Source organism: Billgrantia sp. C5P2 (assembly GCF_051062895.2).
In genome coordinates this window covers 1,314,368-1,339,377 of sequence record NZ_CM128542.1, presented here as the reverse complement: position 1 = coordinate 1,339,377, position 25,010 = coordinate 1,314,368, and the positions used below count along the sequence as shown (strand labels likewise).

Annotated in this window: 22 protein-coding genes; 7 read left to right on the top strand and 15 right to left on the bottom strand. The window is 65.5% G+C overall.

Features of this window, described 5'->3' with window-relative positions:
- Positions 1 to 12 precede the first annotated feature (12 nt).
- Complete coding sequence (gene asd, locus ACRWQA_RS06225) at positions 13 to 870, top strand: archaetidylserine decarboxylase (RefSeq protein ID WP_434228702.1); 858 nt, start codon at positions 13 to 15, stop codon at positions 868 to 870.
- Between the two features lie 12 nt (positions 871 to 882).
- On the opposite strand, the gene epmA is transcribed toward asd, so the two are convergent.
- A complete protein-coding gene (gene epmA, locus ACRWQA_RS06220) occupies positions 883 to 1,860 on the bottom strand; it encodes an EF-P lysine aminoacylase EpmA (RefSeq protein ID WP_434228704.1) in 978 nt (325 codons plus the stop codon).
- Positions 1,861 to 1,923: 63 nt separating this feature from the next.
- Positions 1,924 to 2,490, bottom strand: a complete 567-nt coding sequence (gene efp / locus ACRWQA_RS06215; protein ID WP_167116944.1) for an elongation factor P — start codon at positions 2,488 to 2,490, stop codon at positions 1,924 to 1,926.
- A gap of 102 nt (positions 2,491 to 2,592) precedes the next feature.
- On the opposite strand from efp, the gene epmB reads away from it, so the two are divergent.
- Positions 2,593 to 3,639 carry an EF-P beta-lysylation protein EpmB gene (gene epmB, locus ACRWQA_RS06210; RefSeq protein ID WP_434228706.1) on the top strand — a complete coding sequence of 349 codons (1,047 nt, stop codon included), beginning with the start codon at positions 2,593 to 2,595 and terminating at the stop codon, positions 3,637 to 3,639.
- Between the two features lie 76 nt (positions 3,640 to 3,715).
- On the opposite strand, the gene leuA is transcribed toward epmB, so the two are convergent.
- The 4 genes from leuA to ACRWQA_RS06190 form a co-directional block, all read right to left on the bottom strand.
- Entirely contained in the window at positions 3,716 to 5,422 is a 1,707-nt protein-coding gene (gene leuA, locus ACRWQA_RS06205; protein WP_434228707.1) for a 2-isopropylmalate synthase, read from the bottom strand.
- A 304-nt stretch (positions 5,423 to 5,726) separates the two neighbouring features.
- Entirely contained in the window at positions 5,727 to 6,035 is a 309-nt protein-coding gene (locus tag ACRWQA_RS06200) for a protealysin inhibitor emfourin (RefSeq protein ID WP_446326284.1), read from the bottom strand.
- A 29-nt stretch (positions 6,036 to 6,064) separates the two neighbouring features.
- A complete protein-coding gene (locus ACRWQA_RS06195; RefSeq protein ID WP_434228709.1) occupies positions 6,065 to 7,108 on the bottom strand; it encodes a M4 family metallopeptidase in 1,044 nt (347 codons plus the stop codon).
- A gap of 67 nt (positions 7,109 to 7,175) precedes the next feature.
- Positions 7,176 to 8,009, bottom strand: a complete 834-nt coding sequence (locus ACRWQA_RS06190) for an ion transporter (RefSeq protein ID WP_263580678.1) — start codon at positions 8,007 to 8,009, stop codon at positions 7,176 to 7,178.
- A gap of 486 nt (positions 8,010 to 8,495) precedes the next feature.
- Between ACRWQA_RS06190 and ACRWQA_RS06185 the strand changes: the two genes are divergently transcribed.
- Entirely contained in the window at positions 8,496 to 9,350 is an 855-nt protein-coding gene (locus ACRWQA_RS06185; RefSeq protein ID WP_434232387.1) for an SDR family oxidoreductase, read from the top strand.
- Positions 9,351 to 9,439: 89 nt separating this feature from the next.
- Here ACRWQA_RS06185 and ACRWQA_RS06180 read toward each other — a convergent pair whose 3' ends face one another.
- The 6 genes from ACRWQA_RS06180 to pgi form a co-directional block, all read right to left on the bottom strand.
- On the bottom strand, positions 9,440 to 9,700 hold the full coding sequence (locus ACRWQA_RS06180; protein ID WP_263580680.1) for a TIGR02647 family protein: 261 nt from the start codon (positions 9,698 to 9,700) through the stop codon (positions 9,440 to 9,442).
- Between the two features lie 80 nt (positions 9,701 to 9,780).
- Positions 9,781 to 11,001: a phosphoserine phosphatase SerB gene (gene serB / locus ACRWQA_RS06175; protein WP_434232389.1), complete on the bottom strand. Its 1,221-nt coding sequence runs from the start codon at positions 10,999 to 11,001 to the stop codon at positions 9,781 to 9,783.
- Positions 10,998 to 13,250 (bottom strand): DNA topoisomerase IV subunit A, encoded by a 2,253-nt coding sequence (gene parC / locus ACRWQA_RS06170; protein ID WP_263580682.1) that lies wholly within the window; start codon positions 13,248 to 13,250, stop codon positions 10,998 to 11,000. The genes serB and parC overlap by 4 nt, the downstream gene beginning before the upstream one ends.
- A gap of 7 nt (positions 13,251 to 13,257) precedes the next feature.
- The gene (parE, locus tag ACRWQA_RS06165; RefSeq protein ID WP_434232391.1) at positions 13,258 to 15,138 is read right to left on the bottom strand and encodes a DNA topoisomerase IV subunit B; all 1,881 of its coding nucleotides are present in this window, start codon (positions 15,136 to 15,138) and stop codon (positions 13,258 to 13,260) included.
- An 85-nt stretch (positions 15,139 to 15,223) separates the two neighbouring features.
- The gene (locus tag ACRWQA_RS06160; protein WP_434232393.1) at positions 15,224 to 15,856 is read right to left on the bottom strand and encodes a YqiA/YcfP family alpha/beta fold hydrolase; all 633 of its coding nucleotides are present in this window, start codon (positions 15,854 to 15,856) and stop codon (positions 15,224 to 15,226) included.
- 63 nt (positions 15,857 to 15,919) lie between these two features.
- Positions 15,920 to 17,593 (bottom strand): glucose-6-phosphate isomerase, encoded by a 1,674-nt coding sequence (pgi, locus tag ACRWQA_RS06155; protein WP_434232396.1) that lies wholly within the window; start codon positions 17,591 to 17,593, stop codon positions 15,920 to 15,922.
- Positions 17,594 to 17,831: 238 nt separating this feature from the next.
- Between pgi and cmoA the strand changes: the two genes are divergently transcribed.
- Together cmoA and cmoB are read left to right on the top strand one after the other, a co-directional pair.
- Positions 17,832 to 18,575 (top strand): carboxy-S-adenosyl-L-methionine synthase CmoA, encoded by a 744-nt coding sequence (gene cmoA / locus ACRWQA_RS06150; protein ID WP_434232398.1) that lies wholly within the window; start codon positions 17,832 to 17,834, stop codon positions 18,573 to 18,575.
- A gap of 1 nt (position 18,576) precedes the next feature.
- Complete coding sequence (gene cmoB / locus ACRWQA_RS06145; RefSeq protein ID WP_434232401.1) at positions 18,577 to 19,569, top strand: tRNA 5-methoxyuridine(34)/uridine 5-oxyacetic acid(34) synthase CmoB; 993 nt, start codon at positions 18,577 to 18,579, stop codon at positions 19,567 to 19,569.
- Positions 19,570 to 19,583: 14 nt separating this feature from the next.
- On the opposite strand, the gene cueR is transcribed toward cmoB, so the two are convergent.
- On the bottom strand, positions 19,584 to 20,012 hold the full coding sequence (cueR, locus tag ACRWQA_RS06140; protein WP_263580688.1) for a Cu(I)-responsive transcriptional regulator: 429 nt from the start codon (positions 20,010 to 20,012) through the stop codon (positions 19,584 to 19,586).
- 278 nt (positions 20,013 to 20,290) lie between these two features.
- Between cueR and ACRWQA_RS06135 the strand changes: the two genes are divergently transcribed.
- Positions 20,291 to 20,488: a heavy-metal-associated domain-containing protein gene (locus ACRWQA_RS06135; protein ID WP_263580689.1), complete on the top strand. Its 198-nt coding sequence runs from the start codon at positions 20,291 to 20,293 to the stop codon at positions 20,486 to 20,488.
- A gap of 132 nt (positions 20,489 to 20,620) precedes the next feature.
- On the opposite strand, the gene ACRWQA_RS06130 is transcribed toward ACRWQA_RS06135, so the two are convergent.
- Complete coding sequence (locus ACRWQA_RS06130) at positions 20,621 to 22,075, bottom strand: aldehyde dehydrogenase family protein (RefSeq protein ID WP_446326261.1); 1,455 nt, start codon at positions 22,073 to 22,075, stop codon at positions 20,621 to 20,623.
- Positions 22,076 to 22,428: 353 nt separating this feature from the next.
- Between ACRWQA_RS06130 and ACRWQA_RS06125 the strand changes: the two genes are divergently transcribed.
- Positions 22,429 to 23,589, top strand: a complete 1,161-nt coding sequence (locus ACRWQA_RS06125) for a M20 aminoacylase family protein (RefSeq protein WP_434232572.1) — start codon at positions 22,429 to 22,431, stop codon at positions 23,587 to 23,589.
- A gap of 82 nt (positions 23,590 to 23,671) precedes the next feature.
- On the opposite strand, the gene ACRWQA_RS06120 is transcribed toward ACRWQA_RS06125, so the two are convergent.
- Positions 23,672 to 25,003 (bottom strand): MFS transporter, encoded by a 1,332-nt coding sequence (locus ACRWQA_RS06120; RefSeq protein WP_434232574.1) that lies wholly within the window; start codon positions 25,001 to 25,003, stop codon positions 23,672 to 23,674.
- Positions 25,004 to 25,010 lie beyond the last annotated feature (7 nt).

Below are 25,010 nucleotides of genomic sequence, written 5' to 3'. Positions count from 1 at the left end.
GAATTTCAAATCTTGTCTCTCGCCAAGTTCTTCGCCCTGATCCAGTACCCGATTCCCCACCACCTGCTGTCGCGGCTGGTGGGCTTTCTGGCCGAATGTCGCGTCGCCTGGCTGAAGAATGCGCTGATACGCGCCTTCATCAAGGTCTTCGAGGTCGACATGCGCGAGGCCGCCGAGCCCGACCCCGCGGCCTATGCCACCTTCAACGACTTCTTCACCCGGGAGCTGAAGCCGGAAGCCCGCCCCCTGGGCGAAGGGCTGCTCAGCCCCGCCGACGGCAACATCTCCCAGTTCGGCCCCATCGAGGCGGACCGTCTGCTGCAGGCCAAGGGTCACCGCTTCTCGGTCGTCGACCTGCTCGGCGGCGACGCCGAGGCCGCGCGGCGCTATAGCGGCGGCAGCTACGCCAACGTCTATCTCTCGCCCAAGGACTACCACCGCGTGCACATGCCGCTGGCCGGTACCCTGACCGAAATGGTCTACGTGCCAGGGCGGCTGTTCTCGGTCAACTCGGCTACGACGGACCATGTGCCCAACCTGTTCGCCCGCAACGAGCGCCTGGTGTGCCACTTTGATACCGAACACGGGCCCATGGCGGTGGTGCTGGTCGGTGCGATGATCGTGGCTGCCATCGAGACGGTATGGGCCGGCCAGGTCACCCCGCTTTCGGGCCAGGTGCAGCGTGTCCGCTTCGACCGGCCGATCCATCTCGAGCGCGGCGCCGAGATGGGTCGCTTCAAGCTCGGCTCCACGGTAGTGATGGCCTTCGCCGGCAAGGTCGATTTCGATACTGGCCTGGCGCCCAAGACCAAGGTCAGCATGGGCCAGTCATTGGGCGGTTTTCCCAATCGCGGTCCCGAGTTCTTTTAGGCGAAGCCTGTTCTAGCAGTTGGGCGTGGCGAAGGTGATGACCTCCGCCACGCTCGTCCTGCCCAGGGCGAGCTGGATCAGCCGGTCGATGCCCAGCGCCACGCCGCTGCCTGCCGGTATGCCGTGCTCGAGCGCGGCCAGCAGGCGCCTGTCGACATCCACCTCGGGAAGCCCCAGTCTGCCACGGCTGGCATTGTCCTCGGCAAAACGGGCAGCCTGCTCCCCGGCGTCAGTCAGCTCGTCATAGCCGTTGGCAAGCTCCAGCCCAGCCAGGTAGACCTCGAAGCGCGACGCCACCCACTCGCCGTCCTCCGGGTCGCGATGGCGCCGCGCCAGCGCCGCCTGGCTCGCCGGATAGTCCACCACGACATCCAGCCCATCACGCCCCAGGCCAGGCTCGATGACCAGGCTCATCAGCAGGTCGAGACAGTCGTCGCGTTCGGCATCGCTCATGTCGAGCGCACCGCGCTCACCGGCAACATGGCGCAGCATGTCGAGCTCGACGGTGAAGGGATCGAGTCCCAATGCCTCGCGGAACAGCTCGCGATAGCGGCGACGGCACAGTGGCCCCGGGTCGCGTCCCAGCACAGCACGGATCAGCGCCTCGGTTTCCTCTATCAATTCATCGAGGGAGAAGCCAGGGCGGTACCACTCCAGCATGGTGAACTCGATATTGTGACGGCTGCCCACCTCGCCGTCGCGAAAACTGCGCGCAAGCTGGAAGATCGGCCCGCTGCCGGCGGCCAGTAGCCGCTTCATGTGGAACTCGGGAGAGGTCTGCAGCCACAGCCGCTCACGCCCTGCCGGCGTAGTCGCCTCGAGCGACAGCGAGGCCAGGTGCACGTCGGTGCTGCCCCCATGCCCCAGCACCGGCGTCTCCACCTCCAGCACGCCGCGCTCGGCGAAGAACGCCCGCACCTCGGCCAGCAGCCGCGCCCGCTCGCGCAAGGTCGCCATGGTGGCAGTGGGCTGCCAATCGATCTCTTGCATGGTCGTCACCATCGAAAACGCCGAGCCCAACAGGACTCGGCGTTGAAACAGCCAGGCACCCGGTCAGGCGCGTGACACATATTCACCAGAGCGGGTATCGACCTTGAGCACTTCGCCCTGGTTGATGAACAGCGGCACCCGCACCACGGCGCCGGAAGAGAGCGTGGCCGGCTTGGAGCCGCCCTGGGCGGTGTCGCCCTTGAGGCCCGGGTCGGTCTCGACCACTTCCAGCTCGATGAAGTTGGGCGGCGTCACGCTGATGGCGTTGTCGTTCCACAGCGTCACGGTGTAGGCCACCTGCTCCTTGAGCCACTTGACGGTGTCGCCCAGCGCCTTCTTCTCGACGGCGTACTGCTCGAAGGAGCCGTCGGTCTTCATGAAGTGCCACATGTCGCCGTCGTTGTAGAGGTATTCCATCTCGAGATCCACCACGTCGGCGCCTTCGAGGGATTCGCCCGACTTGAAGGTGCGCTCCCACACACGACCGGTGATCAGGTTGCGCAGCTTCACGCGGTTGAACGCCTGTCCCTTGCCCGGCTTGACGAATTCGTTCTCGACGATCGCGCAGGGATCGCCATCCAGCATCACCTTCAGACCGCCCTTGAATTCATTGGTAGAATAGTTTGCCATGTTGCCTCTCGAATGATCGGGCGCGCCGCAGCAGGCTCTGGACGCGCAAATACCGAATCGACGAGGATTCGAGCCCTCGCCCCTTTGTGACTGGTGTGCCGCATGATAACCCGAAGCTCCGCCCTTTTGCAGAGAGCGAATTCGCCAAGCGTCGACGTGACGCCCCTGACGCTTCCGAGCGCCTGGCAGACCCAGCTGTCGCAAGCGATTCGCGACCCGCGCGAGCTGTGCCGGCGGCTGGGGCTGGACGATGCCTGGCTGCCCGGCGCCGAGCGCGGCCACGCCCTGTTCGAGGTACGCGTGCCGGAGGCGTTCCTGGCGCGCATGCGCCACGGCGACCCCAGCGACCCCCTGCTGCGCCAGGTGTTACCGCTCGTTGACGAAGACGAGACGGTACCGGGCTACGTCAGCGACCCTTTGGCCGAGGCCGAGCACACCCCCGGGCCGGGGCTGATCCACAAGTACGCCGGCCGCGTGCTGCTGATCGCCAGCCCCGCCTGCGCAGTGAACTGCCGCTACTGCTTTCGCCGACATTTTCCCTACGGCGACAACAGCCCTTCCCGCACCCAGTGGGAGCAAACGCTGAATATCCTGCGGCAGGACACCTCGATTCACGAGGCGATCCTCTCCGGCGGCGACCCGCTGGCCGCCAGCGATCGCCAGCTCGCCTGGCTGGTCGAGCGCCTAGAAGCGATTCCCCACCTCAAGCGGCTACGCATTCATACCCGCCTGCCGGTGGTCATTCCCGATCGGGTCGACGATGCCCTGCTCGGCTGGCTCGGCGCCACCCGGCTGCAGCAGGTCGTGGTATTGCATGTCAATCATGCCCAGGAGATAGACGAAGCCGTGATTGATGCCTGCGCCCGGCTCAAACAGGCCGGCGTCACCCTGCTCAACCAGAGCGTGCTGCTGCGTGGCGTCAACGACTCGGTGGACGCCCTGGCCGAACTCTCCGAGCGGCTGTTCGAGGCGGGCGTATTGCCCTACTACCTGCACGTGCTCGATCCGGTGGCCGGGGCCGCCCACTTCGACGTGCCAGACGCAGAGGCCCGCGAGCTGGTCGCGGGCCTCAGAGAAGTACTGCCGGGCTTCTTGATGCCGCGGTTGGTCAGGGAGATTCCTGGCGAGGCGAGCAAGACGCCGCTATAGGGCCCAGAACCGTCGACGGCAGACATGATTCGCTTGCGCCGCGCCAAACCAGCCTGGCGGACTGACGCAACGTTAATTATGCCAGCGTCGCCGCAGTCACATTAGCCGCCGCCGGTTCGTTGGAGACATGCCGGTTGATCGCGCTCATCACCGCCTTCATCGAGGCGCTGGTGATGCTTTCGTCGGTACCGACGCCGAATACCGCCTTGCCGTCGATGCGCACCTCCACGTAGGCGATCGCCTCGGCGTCGGCGCCCTGGCCGCGGGAGTGCTCGTGGTAATCGATGATCTCCACGTCGTGGCCGGCCGCCGCCAGCGCCTTGATGAAGGCCGCCAGCGGGCCGTTGCCCTCGCCCTCGATGCTGCGCCGCTCACCGCGCTCCTCGATGCTGGCTTCGAGCTTCACCCTGGGACTGTCGGGCTCCGAGGAGAGGCGATGATTGACCATCGCATAGGGTGAGGTACGCGCCAGGTACTCGTCGGCGAAGGCCTGGTAGATCATCTGAGAGGTGATCTCCTTGCCGGTACGGTCGGCCACCTCCTGCACCACCTGGCTGAACTCGATCGAGAGCCGGCGCGGCAGCTCGATGCCATGCTCCTGTTCCAGCAGGTAGGAGACCCCGCCCTTGCCCGACTGGCTGTTGACGCGAATCACCGCCTCGTAGCTGCGACCCACGTCCAGCGGATCGATGGGCAGGTAGGGCACCTCCCACATGGCCTCGGGGTTGGCGCGGCGCTCGGCCATGCCCTTCTTGATGGCGTCCTGATGGGAGCCGGAGAAGGCGGTGAACACCAGGTCACCCACGTAGGGATGGCGCGGGTGCACCGGCAGTTGGTTGCAGTACTCCACCTCGCGCATGATCGGCGTGATGTTGGAGAAGTCGAGCCCCGGGTTCACGCCCTGGGTGTAGAGGTTCATGGCCAGGGTGACGATATCGACGTTGCCGGTGCGCTCGCCGTTGCCGAACAGCGTGCCCTCGACGCGGTCGGCGCCGGCCATCACGGTGAGCTCGGCAGCCGCCACGCCGGTGCCGCGGTCGTTGTGGGGATGCACGCTGACGATCAGGTGATCGCGGTTCTTGACGTTACGGCAGAACCACTCGACCTGGTCGGCGTAGTTGTTGGGCGTGGCCGCCTCCACCGTGGCCGGCAGATTGACGATCATCTTCTTTTCGACCGTAGCCCCGTAGGCTTCCATCACCGCCTCGACCACCTCCTTGGCGAAGTCCATCTCGGTAGTGGTGAACAGCTCCGGCGAGTACTGGAAAGTCCAGTTCGTCTCCGGGGCCGCCGCCATCAGCTCGCGGATCTGGGTGGTGGCGTTCACCGCGATGCCGATGCACTCCTCACGGCTCACATTGAACACCACGCGGCGGAACACCGGGTCGGTGGCGTTGTAGACGTGCACGATGGCGTTCTTCGCCCCCTCCAGCGCCTCAAAGGTGCGTTCGATGAGATGCGGGCGCGCCTGGGTCAGTACCTGGATGGTGACGTCGTCCGGCACCTTGTTCTGCTCGATCAGTGCGCGCACGAAATCGAAGTCGGTCTGCGACGCCGAGGGAAAGCCGACCTCGATCTCCTTGAAGCCGATCTTCACCAGCAGGTCGAAGAAGCGCTGCTTGCGTTCCTGATCCATGGGGTCGATCAACGCCTGGTTGCCGTCGCGCAGGTCGACGCTGCACCACAGCGGCGGCGATTCGATACGACGATTCGGCCACTGGCGGTCGGGCAAATCGACAGCGACGAAGGGACGGTACTTGGCGGCGGGGTTGTCGAGCATCATGGTGGCATTCTCCCTGGGCTGGCGGCATTCAGAAACGACAACGCCCCGGCTGCATCGAGCATACCGGGGCGTCGGAGCGATAGGCAAAACAGTGGCCGCGACCGGCGAAGGTCACGACGGAACGATGTACGTGGCAGAAAACACTTCGGGTGGTAGACATTTCGGTACCTCGACTGACCTGGACAAAACGCGATGCACAGTGCATCGCCCGACGCTCAAAGGCCGGCTAGTAGTCGTAGGTTCAGGCTGAGGTAGCGGAATGTCGTGTTCATGCCCTCTAGAAAATCAGTATGCGTGACTCTTGTCAAGGCGCGTTGCCATTTTCCGCTGACGTATCGGCCCGCCGCCACCACTCGATCAGTTCCTGAGGCATCGCGTCCTCGGCTACCGTCAGTAGCCACAGCGAGTTGCCGTTCGCGTCCTCCACGCTCAGACAGAACCGGCGCCGGTCGGCGCCCGGCACCTCTTCCCCCCCTGCTCCCGACTCCGCGCTCGACAGCAGATGCCACAGCTCGTCACGCTGCGCCTCGCTGTAGCGGGCGCAGTGGATGCAGCGCGGGCGCGCCAGGCCGGGGAGGTGAGCCACCCCACCTTCACGCCGCAGCCGGACCACGTTGACCGGAGTCAATGGCGGCGGCTGGCTCACGGCAGCACTCCGACGCGACGCCAGCCTTCGCGCACCGCTGTCGCCTCCTGACTCATGGCACCATAGCGGCGCTCTGCGTTGTCCAGCGTCAGCGTGGCGAAGGCGGCAAAGTCGCTATCTTGCTCCAGGCGTCGGTCGACCAGGGTGTCGTACCAGATTCGGCCGGCCCGTTCCCAGGCATGGCCGCCCAGTGCCATGGCCGTGAGATGGAAGGCGCGGTTGGGGATGCCCGAGTTGATGTGCACGCCACCGCTGTCCGCTTCGGTCACCACGAAGGCGTCCATATGGTCGGGCTGTGGGTCGCGCCCCAACAAGGGGTCATCGTAGGCGGTACCCGGCCTGGCCATGGAGCGCAGGGCACGTCCGGCGACCCGCTCGGTGAACAACCCCTTGCCGATCAGCCAGTCCGCCTCATCGACGCTCTGCTCCAGTCGATACTGCCTGACCAGGCTGCCAAACACGTCGCACAACGACTCGTTGAGCGCCCCCGACTGACCGGCATAGGCCAGTGCCGCTTCGTGCTGGATGACACCATGGGTCAGCTCATGAGCGACGATGTCCAGCGCTACGGTGAAGCGGTTGAACAATTCTCCATCGCCGTCGCCGAAGACCATCTGCTGACCATCCCAGAAGGCGTTCTCGTAATCGCGGCCGTAGTGAACCGTGGCCAGCAACGCCATGCCGTCATCGTCGATCGAGTGCCTTTCGTAGACCTCCCAGTACAGCCGGTAGGTCGCACCCAGGCCGTGGTAGGCTTCGTCGACGGCGGAATCGCCGCTGGCGCCCTCCCCTTCACCTCGAATCAGCCTGCCGGGCAGGATCTGCTGTTGCTCGGCGGAATGCACGTAGCGGACCGGCTCGCCGCGCCGGACGCTGCCCTCGGGCAGAGCAGCAGCCCCGGCACGGGCGCGGAACTGTCGATCGACCAGCAGGGTATGCCGGGCGCATTCGCTCAGGTGGGCAGACCCGGCGCTGGCGATACGTTCGAGCAGATAGGGCGGCAGGAAGTGTCTCGCCCCGGCGGGTGACAAGTCGGTCATCCTTTTCCTCTCCTTTCACCAACCGGCTCGCCCATCGAGACCGGTTGATTAGAGCATAGTGGAAGACTTACTTTTCTTTCCGCTCCAGCATCGCCTCCATGCGTGCTATCTGGTCGCTCAGTGCCCGCACGTCTTTGCGCAGGCCGTGCAGCTCGGCAGCCTCGCCCTCGCCGCTCTCCAGCTCGATCTGGATGCTTTCCTTCTGCATCACGTCGAGCACGATGCCGATCATCATGTTGAGGAAGATGAAAGCGTTGAGGAAGATGAAGGTGAGAAAGAAGATCCAGGCATAGGGGTAGTGCTCCATGGTGGGATAGAGCACCGCCGTGGCCCAGCTCTCGAAGGTGGCAACCTGGAATAGCGTCAGCATGGCCAGCGAGATGTTGCCCCACAGCTTCTCGTCGACGCTGGCGAACAGGAAACTGCCAATGGCACCGTAGATGTAGAAGATGATGAACATCAACAGCACCACGTAACCCATGCGCGGAATCGACTTGAACAGCGCCGCGATCAGCATGCGCAGCTCGGGGATCATCGATACCAGGCGCAGCACGCGGAAGATGCGCAGCAGCCGCGCCAGCAGCACCATCTCCGAGTCGTCCATGGGGATCAGGCTGGCGGTGACGATGAGGAAATCGAAGACGTTCCAGCCGCGCTTGAAGAAATCACGCAGACGCTTTTCGGCCGCCATGCGGATCAGGATCTCGACGAGAAAGAATACGGTTACCGCCGTGTCGAGCAGCAGCAACCACTCCTGGAAGGGGCTGACCTCTTCTTCGTAGGTCTTGGCGCCGATCAGCAGGGCCGAGACGACGATGATGGTGATCACCGTCAGCTCGAAGGCCTTGTGGGCGCGCAGACGCTCGAAGCGGTCGCGCCAGGTTTCGAAGGAAGCGCTCATTGGGAATTCTCGAAAGTACCTATGACAGGATCCGAAGTGACAGGCGCCGAGCCGCCGACAACAGGCCACGCAGCGCCGGCAGTCGAGGCGGCGTGATGGTATCACGGGTGTGAAACGAGGGGGCGCACTCTTCATGGCGCAGCCGGTTTCACCAGGCTTTACGACAGCGAAACCTTTATTCACGCTCCCCGCCTTGTCCTGGCGGTTGCGGCCTGCCTACCTTCAAATCATCACGTGCAAAGGGAAGCGCTGATAAATCGGCGAGCGGGATGAAGCACAAGGCGCACGGAGCACAGTACCGAGCGAAGCGACAAACAGCCGTAGGCTGGCCCCGAAGGGGCAAGAAGCCGAAGGCTGCGAATCAACCGGAGCCTATGGGGTATAGGTGAGGATTTCGACCGGGCTGGCGCACCAGCACCGCGCAACGCAGTGATTCGCACGCGCAGACATTTATGCAGTGTTTCCCAAGGAAAAGGAGTTCAGTACATGAGCGAAGACAAGCAACCACCACAGGAGCAGTCCCACCAGCCCGGCGCCGAGTACAAGATGGACCCCGAGCCGGAATACATCCGTGACAGCTACCGCGGCGCCGACAAGCTCAAGGACAAGGTCGCGATCATCACCGGCGGCGACAGCGGCATCGGTCGGGCCGTCGCCGTGCATTACGCCCGCGAGGGGGCCGACTGCGTCATCGTGCACCTGGAGGAGGATACCGACGCCCGCAAAACGCAATCACTGATCGAGGCGGAAGGACGCCGCTGCCTGATACTCAAGGGTGATGTGGGCGAGCCGTCATTCTGCCAGGAGATCGTCGACAAGACTCTTCAGGAGTTCGGCAAACTCAACATCGTGGTGCACAACGCCGCCGAGCAGTACGACTGGGACGACATCACCGAAATTCCCGACGACCAACTCCTGCGCACTTTCCAGACCAACGTGTTCAGCCACTTTTACCTGACCAAGGCAGCCCTGCCCCACATGGGAGAGGGTGACTCGTTCATCTGCACCTCGTCGATCAATGCCTTCAAGGGCAACCCTACTCTTATCGACTACACCGCTACCAAGGGCGCCATCCAGGGGCTGGTGCGCTCACTGGCCGTCCCGCTGGCCGAGAAGGGCATTCGAATCAATGCCGTAGCCCCGGGGCCGGTGTGGACGCCGCTGATTCCGGCGAGCTTCCCGGCCGAGAAGGTCGCCTCCTTCGGCGGCCAGGTGCCGATGAACCGCGCCGGCCAGCCCTCCGAGATGGGCCCGGCCTACGTCTACCTGGCCTGCGAGGAGTCCTCCTACATGAGTGGCCAGACGCTGCACCTGAACGGTGGTGTGGTGCTCAACACCTGACAACGCCTGCATAGGATCGCGCCCGCCTGGAGCATTCAGGCGGGCGCACGGGTTCGGGCCGTTCGCAGCACGATCAGATATAGCGAGCTTCAGGTCGTGAGTTCTGCCGGGGCCAACAGGCCCGCCAGCTCCTGCGCGTGAAGGGCCGCTTCACGACCGCGAGGCGTCAGGTAACCGCCGTCGGCCTGGGTCACCAGGCCCTTGTCATACAACCGCGAGGCAGCGGCGACGGCCCCGGTAGCGGCGCTGCCGGCATGCACCTTGAGACCTTCATGGGTGGTGTCCAGATTGTATAGACAGAGCAGGTTCAATTCGTCCAGCAGTTCCGCGGAGAAATGCGCTTGGGCCATGGCGACCTCCGATGTAATAGTTCTTCGAGATAGGCACTTCGAAGGTACGCCACTTGCTCCCGCTTCACCAGTGCCGGCGGTCACCCCGCGCGGCTTTCGTCCTCCAGGTCCCCTTCGCGGTAACCCATCAGGTAGAGCACGGCATCGATGCCCAGTGTCGAGATCGACTGGCGTGCCTGGCTGCGCACCAGCGGCTTGGCGCGAAAGGCAATCCCGAGCCCCGCAGCCGCCAGCATCTTGAGGTCGTTGGCACCGTCGCCCACGGCGATGGTCTGCTCCATGGCCAGCCCCTCTCGCTCGGCGATCTCGCGCAGCAGTTGGGCCTTGCGGCTGGCGTCGAGGATCGGCTCGCGCACCTCGCCGGTCACCTTGCCATGCTCGATCACCAGCTCGTTGGCATGGATCTCGTCGAAGCCGAGCTTCTCTTGCAGGTGCCGTGCGAAGTAGGTGAAGCCTCCCGATAGAATGGCAGTGCGGTAGCCCAGCCGTTTGAGATGCTTCATCAGCCGCTCGACGCCATCCATCAGCGGCAACTCTTCGGCGATCTCGGCGAGTACCGATTCGTCGAGCCCCTTGAGCTTGGCCATGCGCTCGCGAAAGCTCTGCTGGAAGTCGAGCTCGCCGCGCATGGCACGCTCGGTGATCGCCGCAACCTCATCAAAGACACCGTGCCGCCGCGCCAGCTCATCGATCACTTCGGCCTGGATCAGGGTCGAATCCATGTCGAAGCAGACCAGGCGGCGATGCCGGCGCCAGATGGAATCCTCCTGGAGTGCGATGTCGACGCCGTGCATCGCCCCCAGCGCCAGCGCCTTCTCGCGCAGGCTGTCGAGGTCGACCTCCTCGCCGCGAAGCCAGCACTCGATGCAGGCGCCGAACCGCGGCACGCCGCCATCCAGCGGCTCACGCCCGGAGAGGCGGTGAATCAACTCCACGGTGAGGCCGTGCTCGGCGGTGAGCGCGCCGACTTCGGCGAGGATGCCGGCGGGCAGGTGCGGTGCCAGTAGAGTCAGGATCAGCCGCGGCTCGCTGGCATGAGCACTCCAGCGCTGGTAGTCCTCGGCGCTGACCTGGATCGCCTGCACGTCGAGGCCCAGGCTGTCACCGGCCTCGTTGAGCGCCCCTTCCAGGTCGCTGTCACGCTCGAGTCCGACCAGTGCCTCCAGCGAGACCATGCCGAAGGTCACGCTCTGATTGATGTCGAGCAGCCGTGCGCCGCTGCGCGCCATGGCCTGGCCCAGGCCGGCCAGCTGGCCGGGTCGTGCCGCGCCGGTGGCGCGAATCAGCAATCGTCGTGTCATTCCCCGCTCTCCAGCCTGTCGACCTTTTGCAGGCCGCGGGGCAGCTTGCTGCCGCGGCGGCCGCGTTCGCCGCGATAATAGTCCAGTTCGCCATCCTTGAGGGTCAGGTGACGCTTGCCGGCATGAATGACCAGCGACGCACCGGCGGGCACCAGGGCGATATCACGTACCAGCTCCTCACGTCGCGCTGCGCGAGCGCCGGGAATGTCGATCATCTTGTTGCCCTTGCCCTTGGCCAACTCGGGCAGCTGTTCCAACGGGAAGAGCAGCAGACGCCCTTCGTTGGAGACCGAGGCCACCCAGATGTCTTCACCTTCCGGCACGCGTACAGGCGGCATGACCCGGCACCCCTTGGGCACCGAAAGCACCGCCTTGCCCGACTTGTTCTTGCCGATCAACTCCTCCAGCTTGGCCACGAACCCGTAGCCACCGTCGCTGGCCAGCAGGTAGCGGGTCTCGGGCGGGGCCAGCATCAGCCCGGCCATGTGGGCGCCGGCGACGACATTGACCCGGCCGGTGACCGGCTCGCCCTGGCTGCGAGCACTGGGCAGGTTGTGAGCGGCCAAGGTGTAGGCGCGGCCGGTGTCGTCGAGCAGCACCAGCGGCTGGTTGGTCTTGCCACGGGCCGCCAGGGCGAAGCGGTCGCCGGACTTGTAGGAGAGACCTTCCGGGTCGATGTCGTGGCCCTTGGCGGCACGAATCCAGCCTTTCTCGGAGAGCACCACGGTGATGGGGTCGGCCCCCATCAGCTCGACTTCGGAGAGCGCCTTGGCCTCCTCGCGCTCGACGATGGGCGAACGGCGCTCGTCGCCATGCTCGCGGGCCGCCTCGCGCAGCTCCTCCTCGATCAGGTCGGTGAGCTTGGCCTCGCTGCCGAGCAGCGCTTTCAAGCGCTTGCGCTCGGCTTCGAGCGCATCCTGCTCGCCGCGAATCTTCATCTCCTCGAGCTTGGCCAGGTGGCGCAGGCGCAGCTCGAGGATGGCCTCGGCCTGGCGGTCGGAAAGACCGAAGGCTTCCATCAGCGCACTCTTGGGCTCGTCCTCCTCGCGGATGATGCGAATCACCTCGTCGATATTGAGGTAGGCGACAAGCAGGCCTTCGAGGATATGCAGGCGGTCCTCGACCTTGCCCAGGCGATGCTCGAGACGGCGGCGCACCGTCTTGCGGCGGAAGGTGAGCCATTCGCCGAGCATGTCCGGCAGCGGCATGACCCGCGGGCGGCCGTCGAGTCCGATCACGTTGAGGTTGACGCGAATGTTCTTCTCGAGGTCCGTGGTGGCGAACAGGTGCGCCATCATCGCCTCGATGTCGACACGGTTGGAGCGCGGCTCGATCACCAGCCGGGTCGGCTCCTCATGGGTCGACTCGTCGCGCAGGTCGTCCACCATGGGCAGCTTCTTGGCCTGCATCTGCGCGGCGATCTGTTCGAGCACCTTGGACCCGCTGACCTGGTAGGGCAGTGCGGTGACCACCACCTTGCCCTCCTCCATGGTATAGCGGGCGCGCAGCTTCACCGAGCCGCGGCCGCTCTCGTAGAGTTTCTGCAGGTCGTCGCGGGAGGTGATGATCTCCGCCGCGGTAGGGAAGTCCGGTGCCGGCAGGTACTGCATCAGCTCGCCGGTGGTTGCCTCGGGATGGCGCAACAGGTGGCAGGTGGCCTCGACCACTTCATGCACGTTGTGCGGCGGGATGTCGGTGGCCATGCCCACGGCAATGCCGGTGCCGCCGTTGAGCAGCACGTGGGGCAGGCGCGCCGGCAATACCACCGGCTCGTTCATGGTGCCGTCGAAGTTGGGGGTCCAGTCGACCGTGCCCTGGCCCAGCTCGGCGAGCAGCACCTCGGCGAACTTCGACAGGCGCGATTCGGTGTAGCGCATCGCCGCGAACGACTTGGGATCGTCGGGGCTGCCCCAGTTGCCCTGGCCGTCCACCAGCGGATAGCGATAGCTGAACGGCTGGGCCATCAGTACCATCGCCTCGTAGCAGGCGCTGTCGCCGTGAGGGTGGAACTTGCCCAGTACGTCGCCGACGGTACGCGCCGACTTCTTGTACTTGGCACTGGCATTCAAAGCCAGTTCGCGCATGGCGTAGACGATGCGCCGCTGTACCGGCTTCATGCCGTCGCCGATGTGCGGCAGCGCCCGGTCGAGGATGACGTACATCGAGTAGTCGAGGTACGCCTTCTCGGTGTATTCGCGCAGCGAGAGACGCTCGACGTCGCCCTCCGCTACCTGGATATCCATGGTCATAAGGGGATCAGACCTCTATGTCAGCGAGGTTGCCGTAGTCTTCGAGCCAGCTCTTGCGGTCCGACGCGCGCTTCTTGGCCAGCAGCATGTCCATCATCTCCATGGTGCCGTCGCCGACCTCGCGAGTGAGCTGCACCAGGCGGCGAGTCTCCACCGCCATAGTGGTCTCGCGCAGCTGCAGCGGGCTCATCTCACCCAGGCCCTTGAAGCGCTGTACGTTGGGCGTGCCGCGCTTGCCCTCGAGGCGGCGCAGTATCGCCGCCTTCTCGCTTTCGTCCAGCGCGTAGTGCACCTCCTTGCCCAGGTCGATACGGTAGAGCGGCGGCATGGCGACGTAGACGTGGCCGGCATCTACCAGCGCCGGGAAGTGACGCACGAACAGCGCACATAGCAGCGTGGCGATATGCAGGCCGTCGGAGTCGGCATCGGCGAGAATGCAGATCTTGTGGTAGCGCAGCTGGCTGAGATCGTCGCTGCCCGGATCCATGCCCACGGCAACCGCGATGTCGTGAACCTCCTGGGAGCCGTAGATGTCGTGGCTGTCGACCTCCCAGGTATTGAGGATCTTGCCGCGCAGCGGCAGGATCGCCTGGGTCTCGCGGTTGCGCGCCTGCTTGGCGCTGCCGCCAGCCGAATCGCCCTCCACCAGGAACAGCTCGCCCTGGGCCGGGTCCTGGCCGGAACAGTCGGCCAGCTTGCCGGGCAGCGCGGGGCCGGCGGTGACTTTCTTGCGCGCCACCTTCTTGGCGCTCTTCTGGCGCCGCTGGGCAGCACTGATGACCAGCTCGGCCAGCGCCTCGGCCTGGTCGACGTGATGATTGAGCCACAGCGAGAAGGCATCCTTCACCACGCTGGAGACAAAGGCCGCCACGGTGCGCGACGACAGGCGCTCCTTGGTCTGGCCGGCGAACTGCGGGTCGAGCATCTTCACCGAGAGCACGTAGGCGACGCGCTCCCACAGGTCCTCGGCGGTGAGCTTGACGCCCCGCGGCAGCAGGTTGCGGTATTCGCAGAACTCGCGCAGCGCCTCGAGCAGGCCCGAACGCAGCCCGTTGACGTGGGTGCCGCCCTGGGGCGTAGGAATCAGGTTGACGTAGCTCTCCATCAGCGTCTCGCCGCCTTCGGGGAGCCACTGCACCGCCCAGTCCACCGCCTGATCGTCGTCGGCAAAGTGGCCGATCAAGGGCGAGGCCGGCAGCACTTCGAAGCCATCGGTGGCCTGTGCCAGGTAGTCGCGCAGGCCATCCTCGTACTGCCATACGCTCTCGGCGCCGTCGGTCTCCACCAAGGTAACCTTGAGCCCCGGGCAGAGTACCGCCTTGGCCCGCAGCAGGTGCTTGAGCCGCCCCATGGCCAGCCGCGGGCTGTCGAAGTAGGACTCGTCCGGCCAGAAGCGTACCAGGGTACCAGTGGTACGCTTGGCCACGCTGCCGATCTCGGTCAGCTCCGACACCTTGTCGCCATGCTCGAAGGCCATGCCGTGGCGAGCGCCGTCGCGCATCACCTCGACCTCCAGGCGCCGCGACAGGGCGTTCACCACCGACACGCCGACGCCATGCAGGCCGCCGGAGAAGCGATAGCTGGACTGGGAAAACTTGCCGCCGGCGTGGAGCCGGGTGAGGATCAGCTCGATCCCGCAGACACCGTGCTCGGGGTGGATGTCGATGGGCATGCCGCGGCCATCATCGGAAACCTCGATGCCGCCGTCATCGAGCAGGCGCACGTTGACCTCTCGGGCATGGCCAGCCAGCGCCTCGTCGACGCTGTTGTCGATGACCTCCTGGACCAGGTGGTTAGGCCGGGTGGTGTCGGTGTACATGCCGGGGCGCTTGCGCACCGGGTCGAGACCGGAAAGAACTTCGATTGAGCTGGCACTGTACTGTGTCATGCGTGTCCCAAAGCCGTTACGAATTCGATTGCGCTCCCTGCAGGGTTCCCGCTCCCGCCCTGAAGCCTGTCCCGCACGATCGGAATCAACCCGGGAACGCGACGGTCACGCACCTCGGCTCCAGACGATGCCCACCGTGCGCCAAGATTGCCGGCAGGTACGCCTCCAGCGTGCTGAACACATGGTCCCCTCCGGGGTGCAGGAGCGTCCTGGCGCCCCGATAGAGCGCGAAGGCATCCGCCGGGTCCAGCGTCTCGTCGGCGGTTCCCAGCAGCAGCAGGTAACGCTCGGGAGAGACTCGCCGCGGTGTCAGCGCTGCCAGCTCCTCACGATGCGCCGTCTCGATGACGAAGCGCTCGCCGGTATGCTCATTGACGAAGGCCTCGCCAACCCACTCCGACACCAGCCGCACCGGCCGCACCGCCGGGTTGACCAGCGCCGCCGACAGGTCGTGACGCTCGGCCAGGCAGGTGACCAGAAAACCGCCCATCGAGCTGCCGACCAGCAGCGGGTTCGGGCCTAGCCCCTCCAGCAGCGCTTCGGCAAGCTGCAGGGCTGCCGCGGGGCGATGCGGCAGCTGCGGCGTCTCGCAGGGCAGCGCCAGCGCAGCGCAGGCGGCCCGCATCAACACTGCCTTGGGCGAGCCGTAGCCGCTATTGAAACCGTGCAGGTAAAGCACGCCGCTGGCCGGCAGCGGCGCCAAGGGCGCGTTCAGCATACCGAACCCACTGTATACATTGCCAGCCCTTCCACGTTATCCCCTTTCGCCTTGCTTCAACGGTCACTCTTCCCGCTCGGCATGCCAGACCGCTTCGAGCAGGGCCCGGGTGGAAGCATCCATGCCCTCGTGACCGTGATGATCGGCCAGGATGCGTTCGGTCTCGCCGGCGATCTGCTTGCCCAGCTCGACGCCCCACTGGTCGAAGGGATTGATGCCCCAGATGGTGGCCTGGACGAATACCTTGTGCTCATAGAGCGCAATCAAGGCCCCAAGAGTGGCCGGCGTCAGGCGATCGAGCAGCAGCGTGGTTGAGGGCTGGTTGCCCCGGTATCGCTTGTGCCCGGGCCGCTCGCCTGGCTCGTCGATGGCATCGTCGCCGAGCATCAGCAGGCGCGACTGGGCGAAGCAGTTGGCCAGTGTCAGGCGATGCTGGGACATCAAATGCCTGCGGGTCGCCACATCTTCCACGTCATCGTAACGCTTGAGCGGAGCGATGAAGTCGCACACCACCGGCTGGGTCCCCTGGTGCAGCAGCTGGTAGAAGGCGTGCTGGGCATTGGGGCCGAGCTGCCCCCACAGCACCGGGCAGGTCGAGTAGCTGACCTGGCGTCCCTCGTGGGTCGCCGACTTGCCGTTGGACTCCATCTCGAGCTGTTCGAGGTAAGCGGCGAAGTGCTCCAGGCGGCCGTCGTAGGGCAGGATCGAGTGGGCACGGATGTCGAGGAAGTTGACGTTCCAGATGCCCGCCAGCGCCAGCAGCACCGGCAGGTTGTCACCGAGAGACGCCTTGGCGAAATGCTCATCCATGGCATGGGCGCCGGCCAGCAGCTCGCGAAAGTTGGCCATGCCGATCACCAGGGCAATGGGTAGCCCAATGGCACCCCACAGCGAGTAACGCCCGCCGACCCACTCCCAGAACAGCAGCTGGTTGGCCTCGGCGATACCCCACTCCCTCATCTTCTCGGGCTTGGCCGAGACCCCGACGAAGTGCTGGCGCATCACCATTTCTTCGTCCACTCCCTGGATACCGTCGTTCACCAGCCGCGCCATCAACCAGTCACGGGCGGTACGCGCATTCGACAGGGTGTCGATGGTGGTGAAGGACTTCGACGAGATCACGAATAGCGTGGTCTCGGGATTGAAGCGGTTGAGGTAATCGGCGAGCTGCGAGCCGTCCATGGTGGAGGCGAAATGCACTTCGACATGATGGGCATCGGCGGGTCGATAGTCGGCCAGTGCGTGGGTCACCATCAGCGGGCCGAGATCGGAGCCGCCCACGCCCAGGTTGACCACGTCGTGAATCGGTCGGCCGGTGGCGCCGCGCCACTGACGGGCGTGCAGGCGCGCGACCATGGTGGCCATGCGGTCCAGCGTGGCGTGCACGCCGGGCACCACGTCCTCACCATCGACGATCAGCGAAGCCTCGGCGGGCAGGCGCAGCGCCGTATGCAACGCCGGGCGATCCTCGCTGACATTGACACGCTCTCCGGCCAGCAGCGCCTGGATACCTTCCGGAACCCCGGCTTCGCGGGCCAGGTCGAGCAGCAGCGCGAGCGTCGTATCGCTCCAGCGCTGCTTCGACAGGTCGAGGGTCAAACCTGCCGCCTGCCGCATGAAGGCGCGGCCACGCGCCTGGTCGACGAACAGCTCGCTCAGGTGGGTGGTGCGCATCTCCTCGGCGTGTTCCAGCAGCTGCTGCCAGGCGCCAGTCTGGTCGATTGGGGCGTGGTTCATAGCAATCCTCCTTGACGTAGTGCGGGAGCAACCGCGTCGTTGACGGCCAGCGTGAGACGAGCGAATCCTTCGCCCACAGGCTAGCCTTGTATCCGCCTGTAAATCCACAGTGCGTGCCCAACAGGATGTAGACGCGGGTCGGCTTGTGCGCATCACGCCGCCGATACGGCGCGCCATCCGTGCAGCCGGCCGGCAGCCGGCGTAGAATACCGGCCTGTTCCATGTTACCGGCCTGCTCATGAGTGACGCATCTTATCGCGACGCGATCTTTTCCACACCCCTGGACCGGGTTGCCCGCTTCTCCTTCGACGAACGCGTGGTGGCCTGCTTCCCCGACATGATCCGCCGCTCGGTGCCGGGCTACGGCCAGATCCTGGGCATGCTGGGGCTGATCGCCGGGCGTCACCTGCGCCACGGCGCCCACGTCTACGACCTGGGCTGCTCGCTGGGCGCCGCCAGCCTGGCGCTGGCCGGCCAGTTGCCTGCGGATGCCTTCCGCCTCACCGCGGTGGATCTCTCCCCGGCCATGGTCGCCCGAGCCCGCGAGACCCTCGCTGCCGAATGCCCTCAGCACGCCATCGAGGTAGTCGAAGGCGATATCCGCACCCTCGACTACCAGCCCTCGGGCATGGTGATCCTCAACTTCACCCTGCAGTTCCTGCCGCCGGAGGACCGGGACGCCGTCATCGCCAGACTCTACGCGGCGCTGGAGCCGGGCGGCGTGCTGGTGCTTTCGGAAAAGGTGATCGACCCCGACGAGCGCGACAACGCCTGGCGGGTGGAGCGCTATCACGACTTCAAGCGTGCCAACGGCTATAGCGACATGGAAATCAGCCAGAAGCGCACGGCGCTGGAGAACGTGCTGGTGCCGGACACCCTCGAGGCGCACCACGCTCGCCTGGCACAGGCCGGCTTCCCACGTTCGCTGACCTGGTTCCAGTATCTCAACTTCGCCTCGATGATTGCGTTCAAGGAGGCCTGAGGTGGCGATACCTGCTGATCAGCGTCCGCTTTACCGCGCCTTCATCGATCAGGGCCTGGAGCGCTGGCTCGCTCGCCTGCCGGAACAGCTGGCCCAAGGGCTCGACCGCAAGCGCTACGGCGACTTGCCGGCCTGGGAGAAAGCGGTGGCCAAGCTGCCTGCGCTGCCCGAGGTGCGTGATGTCCAGTTGGATGCCGATACGGTGACGGTGGATTGCGCCCTCGACGATAGCCGGCGCCGCCAGTGCGAGAACCTGTTGAAGAAGCTCGCGCCGTGGCGCAAGGGCCCCTACCGGCTCGCCGGCATCCACATCGACACCGAGTGGCGCTCCGACTGGAAGTGGCGGCGGGTGGCGCCACATCTCACCGACCTGCGCGGCAGGCGAGTACTCGACGTCGGGGGTGGCAGCGGCTACCACGCCTGGCGCATGACCGGCGCCGGTGCTGCCTTCGTGCTGGTGATCGACCCCTCGCCGCGCTTCTATTATCAATTCCAGGCGCTGCGTCATTTCGTCGGCGACGCCGACGGCGGGCGCACCCATTTCCTGCCGGTGGGCATCGAGGAGATGCCGGAGAAGCTCGCCTTCTTCGACACGGTGTTCTCCATGGGTGTGCTCTACCACCGCCCCTCGCCGCTGGAACACCTGCTGCAATTGAAGGACGCCCTGCGCCCCGGCGGCGAATTGGTGCTGGAAACGCTGGTAGTGGAAGGCGACGCTACCACCGTACTGCTGCCCGGCGAGCGCTACGCCGCCATGCCCAACGTCTACTTCCTGCCTTCTTCGAAGGCACTCTGCCAGTGGCTCGAACGTTGCGGGCTCATTAACGTGCGCGTGGTGGACGAGGCGGTCACCACGCTGGATGAGCAGCGCTCCACCGAGTGGATGACCTTCCAGTCGCTGGCCGACTTTCTCGACCCGAACGATCCGAGCAAGACCCGCGAGGGGTATCCGGCGCCAAGGCGCGCCGTGGTGATAGCGACAAAACCATTGTAACGAGAAATGGCGCGCTAGGACGTTTCGGCATCGAGCTCGACGCTTTCTGCGTCGTTCTCTGCCGCCAAGCCACTCAGGATCGGGCAATCCGGCCGCTTGTCTCCGTGGCAATGGTCCACCAGGTGTTCCAGGGTCTGGCGCATGTCCTGCAACTTCTTGATCTTGAGGTCCAGCTCCTCGATGTGCGCCTGAGCCACAGCCTTGACGTCGGCACTGGCCCGATGCCGGTCCTGCCACAGGGCGAGCAGGTTACCCATCTGCTCCACCGAGAAGCCCAGGTCACGGGCCCGAGAGATGAAACGAAGCGCGTGGACGTCCTTCTCGCTGAAGATCCGGTATCCCGACTCCGTGCGTCGCACCGGGGAAATCAGGCCGATGCTCTCGTAGTAGCGAATCATCTTTTCCGAGATGCCGGATGCCTTCGACGCTTGACCGATATTCATCGGGTACCTCCAAGTCATGGACACGCAGGGATACCCCATCTCGAACCACTGAGAGGTGCCTGCCTTGAACCCCGGACGGTGGGGCCAACTCACCAAGAATAGGAAACTTCGGGAAAGACGTCCTCTTCCCTTGCGCCGCCAAGCGCCCGAAGCTGCCATTGAGGACATGCCGGTACCCAGCCCGCCGAGGGCGGCGGATAACCTTGCTTTCCCGCTTGACCTTCCAATGGTGGGAAGCCTTAGGCTGAAAACTCCCCAAAACCCAATGAGGAAGGATCATGCCGACATTCAATGTCCCCCAGATGACCTGTGGCCACTGCGCCTCGACCGTCACCACCGCGATCAAGGCTGTCGATGCCAATGCCAGCGTGGACATCGACCTTGAGCAGCGCCAAGTGACCGTCGAGAGCAGCGCCGATACGGCGGCCCTGGCTGCTGTCCTCAAGGAAGCCGGCTATCCCAACGAGCTGGCGTAGTACTGAGGGGGCCGAGGGTACGGCGCGTATCCGTGGCCCCCTGATTCGCCACCGATCTCATCACGATCCGGAGGATGGCTCTGTCCGGCGCGTTGCGTCCCATTCCCGGCATGAATGACGCTTCGCCGGGGCTCACGAGAATCCGAGCACGGATTTCGTCTCCAGATACTCCTCCATGCCCTCGATGCCGTATTCGCGGCCGTTTCCCGAGCGCTTGTAGCCGCCGAAGGGTGCGTTGGGGTCCCAGGCCGGATAATTGATGTGCACCTGTCCGGAGCGGATCCGAGCCGCCACGGCCCGCGCCGCCTCGAGATTCTCGCCCTGGACATGGGCGCCGAGGCCGTAGACTGTGTCGTTGGCAATCGCCACGGCTTCGTCAACGGTGTCATAGGGAATGACGCAGAGGACCGGCCCGAAGATTTCCTCCTGAGCGATCCTCATTCCAGTCCGCACCTCGGAGAAGACGGTGGGGCGGACATAGAAGCCCCGGTTCAGGCCCTCGGGCCGGCCAGCCCCCCCGCACACGAGCCGTGCGCCCTCGCCGATCCCGACGTCGATCATCTGCCGTACGCGCTCGAACTGGGCGCGGTTCGCCACCGGGCCATGGGTCGTCGCCTCCGCACGCGGATCGCCGACCACCATGCTGGATACCGCCTCGCGCGCGAGACGCTCGACCTCCCGGAGGTGCCGGCGGGGCACGATCATACGCGTAGGAGCGCTGCAGGACTGCCCGAGGTTGCGGAACGCGGCCGCCACACCAGGTGCGACGGCACGAGCCAGGTCCGCATCCGGCAGGATGACGTTGGGCGACTTGCCGCCGAGTTCCAGGGCCACGCGCTTCACCGTCGGCGCTGCCGCCTGGCTCACCAGGACGCCGGCCCGGGTCGAGCCGGTCAGCGAGATCATGTCCACCTCGGGGTGGGCCGACAGGGCCGCACCGACCCCGGGGCCATCGCCGTTCACCAGGTTGAAGACGCCCGGCGGGAACCCGGCGTCCTGCACCACTTCGGCGAAGAGCAAGGCGCTCAGGGGGGACAGCTCGCTGGGCTTCAGCACGACCGTACACCCTGCCGCCAGGGCAGCCCCCACCTTGGCGGTGATCTGGTAAAGCGGCCAGTTCCAGGGCGTGATCAGGCCGCACACGCCGATCGGCTCGCGCAGGATGGCCGTGGTGCCGCGATGTGAGAGGAACGGGTAAGTGGCCAGGTTGTCCCGTGCCACGCGAATGTGCTCCGCCGCCAGCGGCACCTGAGCGCTGCGCGCATAGCCGATGGCCGCCCCCATTTCCAGCGAGATCGCCTGGGCGAACCATTCCGCACGCTCGAGGATCAGGGCGTGGACGCGATCCAGAAGCGTGGCCCGGCTCTCGGCGGAGGTGGCGGCCCAGCCCGCAAAGGCGCGCCTTGCCGCGGCCACCGCCGTATCGACATCCGCACTACTGCCCAGGGCGATCTCGGCAATGGGCTCCTCCGTCGAGGGGTCGACGACAGCACTTCGGGTCGAGCGCTCTGGCAAGGTCCACTCGCCGTCGATGAACATGCGATCGAGACGGCCTGCGTTGTTGAGATGTGCGATGGGCGAGGTCATGGAAATCGATCCTTGTGACGACAGTGAGCTCCCGAGATGGGCAAGAAAATACGGGCTCGAAGTGGCCGGGCTCAGAAAAACGCCTGGCTGGCGATCGCGAACTGGTGGATGCCGGTTTCGACCCTCAGCGCCGCGGTAAAGCGCGAACAAAGTCAGTGTGTTCCGTTGCCGTCCACTGTAACGCCAGCCACGCGGTACGGGCTGCTCATTTCGCAGAGTGAACGGTAGGAAATGTCATTAAACCACCCGGTATCGGCAAGATACTGTCGCTGCTCTCGTGCATGATATGAGCACGCCCTTCCGGCAACCCGAGGGGGCGGGACATGGCTGAAGCTGCTCGACGGAGGCTGAAAATGTCAGACAAGGGATCGGAAATCGATGATCTGGTAGCGCCGCTGGTATCGTTTCGCCGCGATCTGCATGCCCACCCCGAACTTGCCTACGAAGAACGCCGTACGTCGCGCAAGATAGAAGAGGCGCTGCGCCAGCTCGGGCTGGAAGTTCATGCGGGCATCGGCGGAACCGGTGTCGTCGCCTCCCTGAAGGTAGGCAGTTCCGAACGCGCTATCGGCTTGCGTGCCGACATGGATGCGCTGCCTTTCCATGAGGAGACCGGACTGCCCTACGCCAGCCGCACCCCGGGTGTCTTCCATGGCTGCGGCCACGATGGCCATGTGGCGATGCTGCTCGGCGCCGCCCAGCAGCTGGCGCGCACCCGTCGCTTCGACGGTACCGTCCATTTCATTTTTCAGCCGGCCGAGGAAGGACACGCCGGCGCCCGGGCCATGGTCGAGGATGGGTTGTTCGAGCGGTTTCCCTGCGACCGGGTTTTCGCCCTCCACAACTGGCCGGACCTTCCGGCCGGGACGGTTTCGACGCGGCCGGGGCCCATCATGGCGGCGGCCGACAAGTTCGACATCCTGGTTGAAGGGCGCGGCGCCCATGCCGCGATGCCGCACAAGACGCCCGACGCGATCCTGGCCGCCAGCGACCTCGTCACCCAGCTCAACGGGCTGGTGTCTCGCCGGATTCCGCCGATGTCCACGGCGGTGCTCTCGGTCACCCGGATTGAAGGCGGAAGTTCGCACAATGTCCTGCCCGCCGCGGTCCGTGTCGTCGGCACGGTGCGCACCTTCGACATCGCGGTGCAGGACAAGATCGAGGAAGCCCTGCGGCAGGTCGCAGCGGGCGTCGCCCTCGCCAGCGGCACACGCGTGAGCGTGACCTACCAGCGCTACTACCCGGCGACGATCAATGACGCGGCTGCCGCCGACGAGGCGTTGGCCGCCGCCGCCGGCGTGGCCCACGCCGAACTCGCCGCGGAACCGGCCTTCACCTCGGAGGATTTCGCCTTCATGCTGCAGGCGTGCAAGGGCGCTTATCTCTGGCTGGGTCAGGGGCGCGGCGACGCAGAGGTACCGCTGCACCACCCCCGTTACGACTTCAACGACGACGTGCTGGCAACCGGGATTCGCCTGCACGTCGCGCTCGCCGAACGCTATCTGGCGAGCTGAGCGGTAGCGCAAGGAGACTCGCTGGCCGACCGATATCGAAGCCTGACCGGCGGCCAGGGCCATCACCACAGATCGAGTCCCTTTACAGGCGCCCCACTCGGCCACCCGGGGCTGGCCAGTTGCCATGCAGATCGTCGATCACGATGGGGTGGGCGTGGCGCCCTCCCTGGGCATCCGCGAGGTGAGGGTCGTCGGGGGACAGGTCCGCATGCTCATGCTCCACCGTCAGCACCAGCCCGGCCGGCCAGGCGCGCACGGCCAGCACGGTTCCCAGCAGCGCCAGCACGCCAAGCACCAGGAAGGCAGCATCGAGACCATATCGGGCGCCCACCACGCCGGCGGTGGGATAGGTCACCAACCAGGCCGCATGCGAAATGGAGAAATGCGCCGCAAAGACCGCAGGGCGATCACTCTCCCTGGACGAATGGAGCAGTACCCGCCCCGCCGTGGTCACACCCGCCCCCAGGGCAGCCCCCAGTAGCGGCCAAAGCAGCAGCAGGCTCCATAGCGTCTGCGGTGTCAGCGCCCCGATGGCCATCGCCACCACGGTGGCCAGGCAGCCCGCCAGCATGATGGTCCGGTCCCGGACACGATGGATGATGTGAGGCACCAGCAGCGCCACGCTCATGGAACCGGCACCGAAGCAGGCCATGACCAGCGCCACCTCGCGCTGCCCCAACCCCAGCACGCCCTGCACGTAGACCACGGTGTTCACCAGCACCATGGCACCGCCCGCGGCGATGGCGAAGTGGATGGCGGTGAGCCCCTTCAGGCTGGGGGTATGGAGGAAGATCTTCACTCCCCGCAGTGCGCGGGCGGTGTAGGAACGCTGCTCGGCGCGCTCGACGCGTGGCAGCGCAGTCATGGCGATGATCGCCGCCGATGCGAACATTCCCAGCGCCGTGCCGACGAACAGCAGGTTGAAGGACATCAGGGTCAACAGATAGGCGGCCAGCAGGGGACTGAGAAGGTTTTCCAGGTCGTGCGCCAGCCGGGTCAGGGCGAGCCCCTTCACATAGCGACGCTCCTCTCGCAGCACCGCGGGAATCGTGGCCTGCAGCGTCGGCGTGAACGCCGCCGATGCCGACTGCAGCACGAAGATCAGTACGTAGACCTGCCACACCTCGGTGACGAAGGGGAGCAGCAGCACCACGCTGCCACGCAGCATTTCCAGAACGATCAGCACCTGACGTCGGGGCAAGCGTTCGGCGAAGGCCTGCGCCAGCGGTGCGACGATGACGTAGGCGACCATCTTGATAGCCAGTGCCGTGCCCATGACCACCCCCGCCCGCTCTTGCGCCAGCTCGTAGGCCAGCAGCGCCAGCGCGATGGTGGCAAGGCCCGTACCCAGCAGTGCCATGCACTGGGCAGAGAACAGACGGCGGTATCGCCAATCCTGCAGGGGTTCGAACATGATCCAC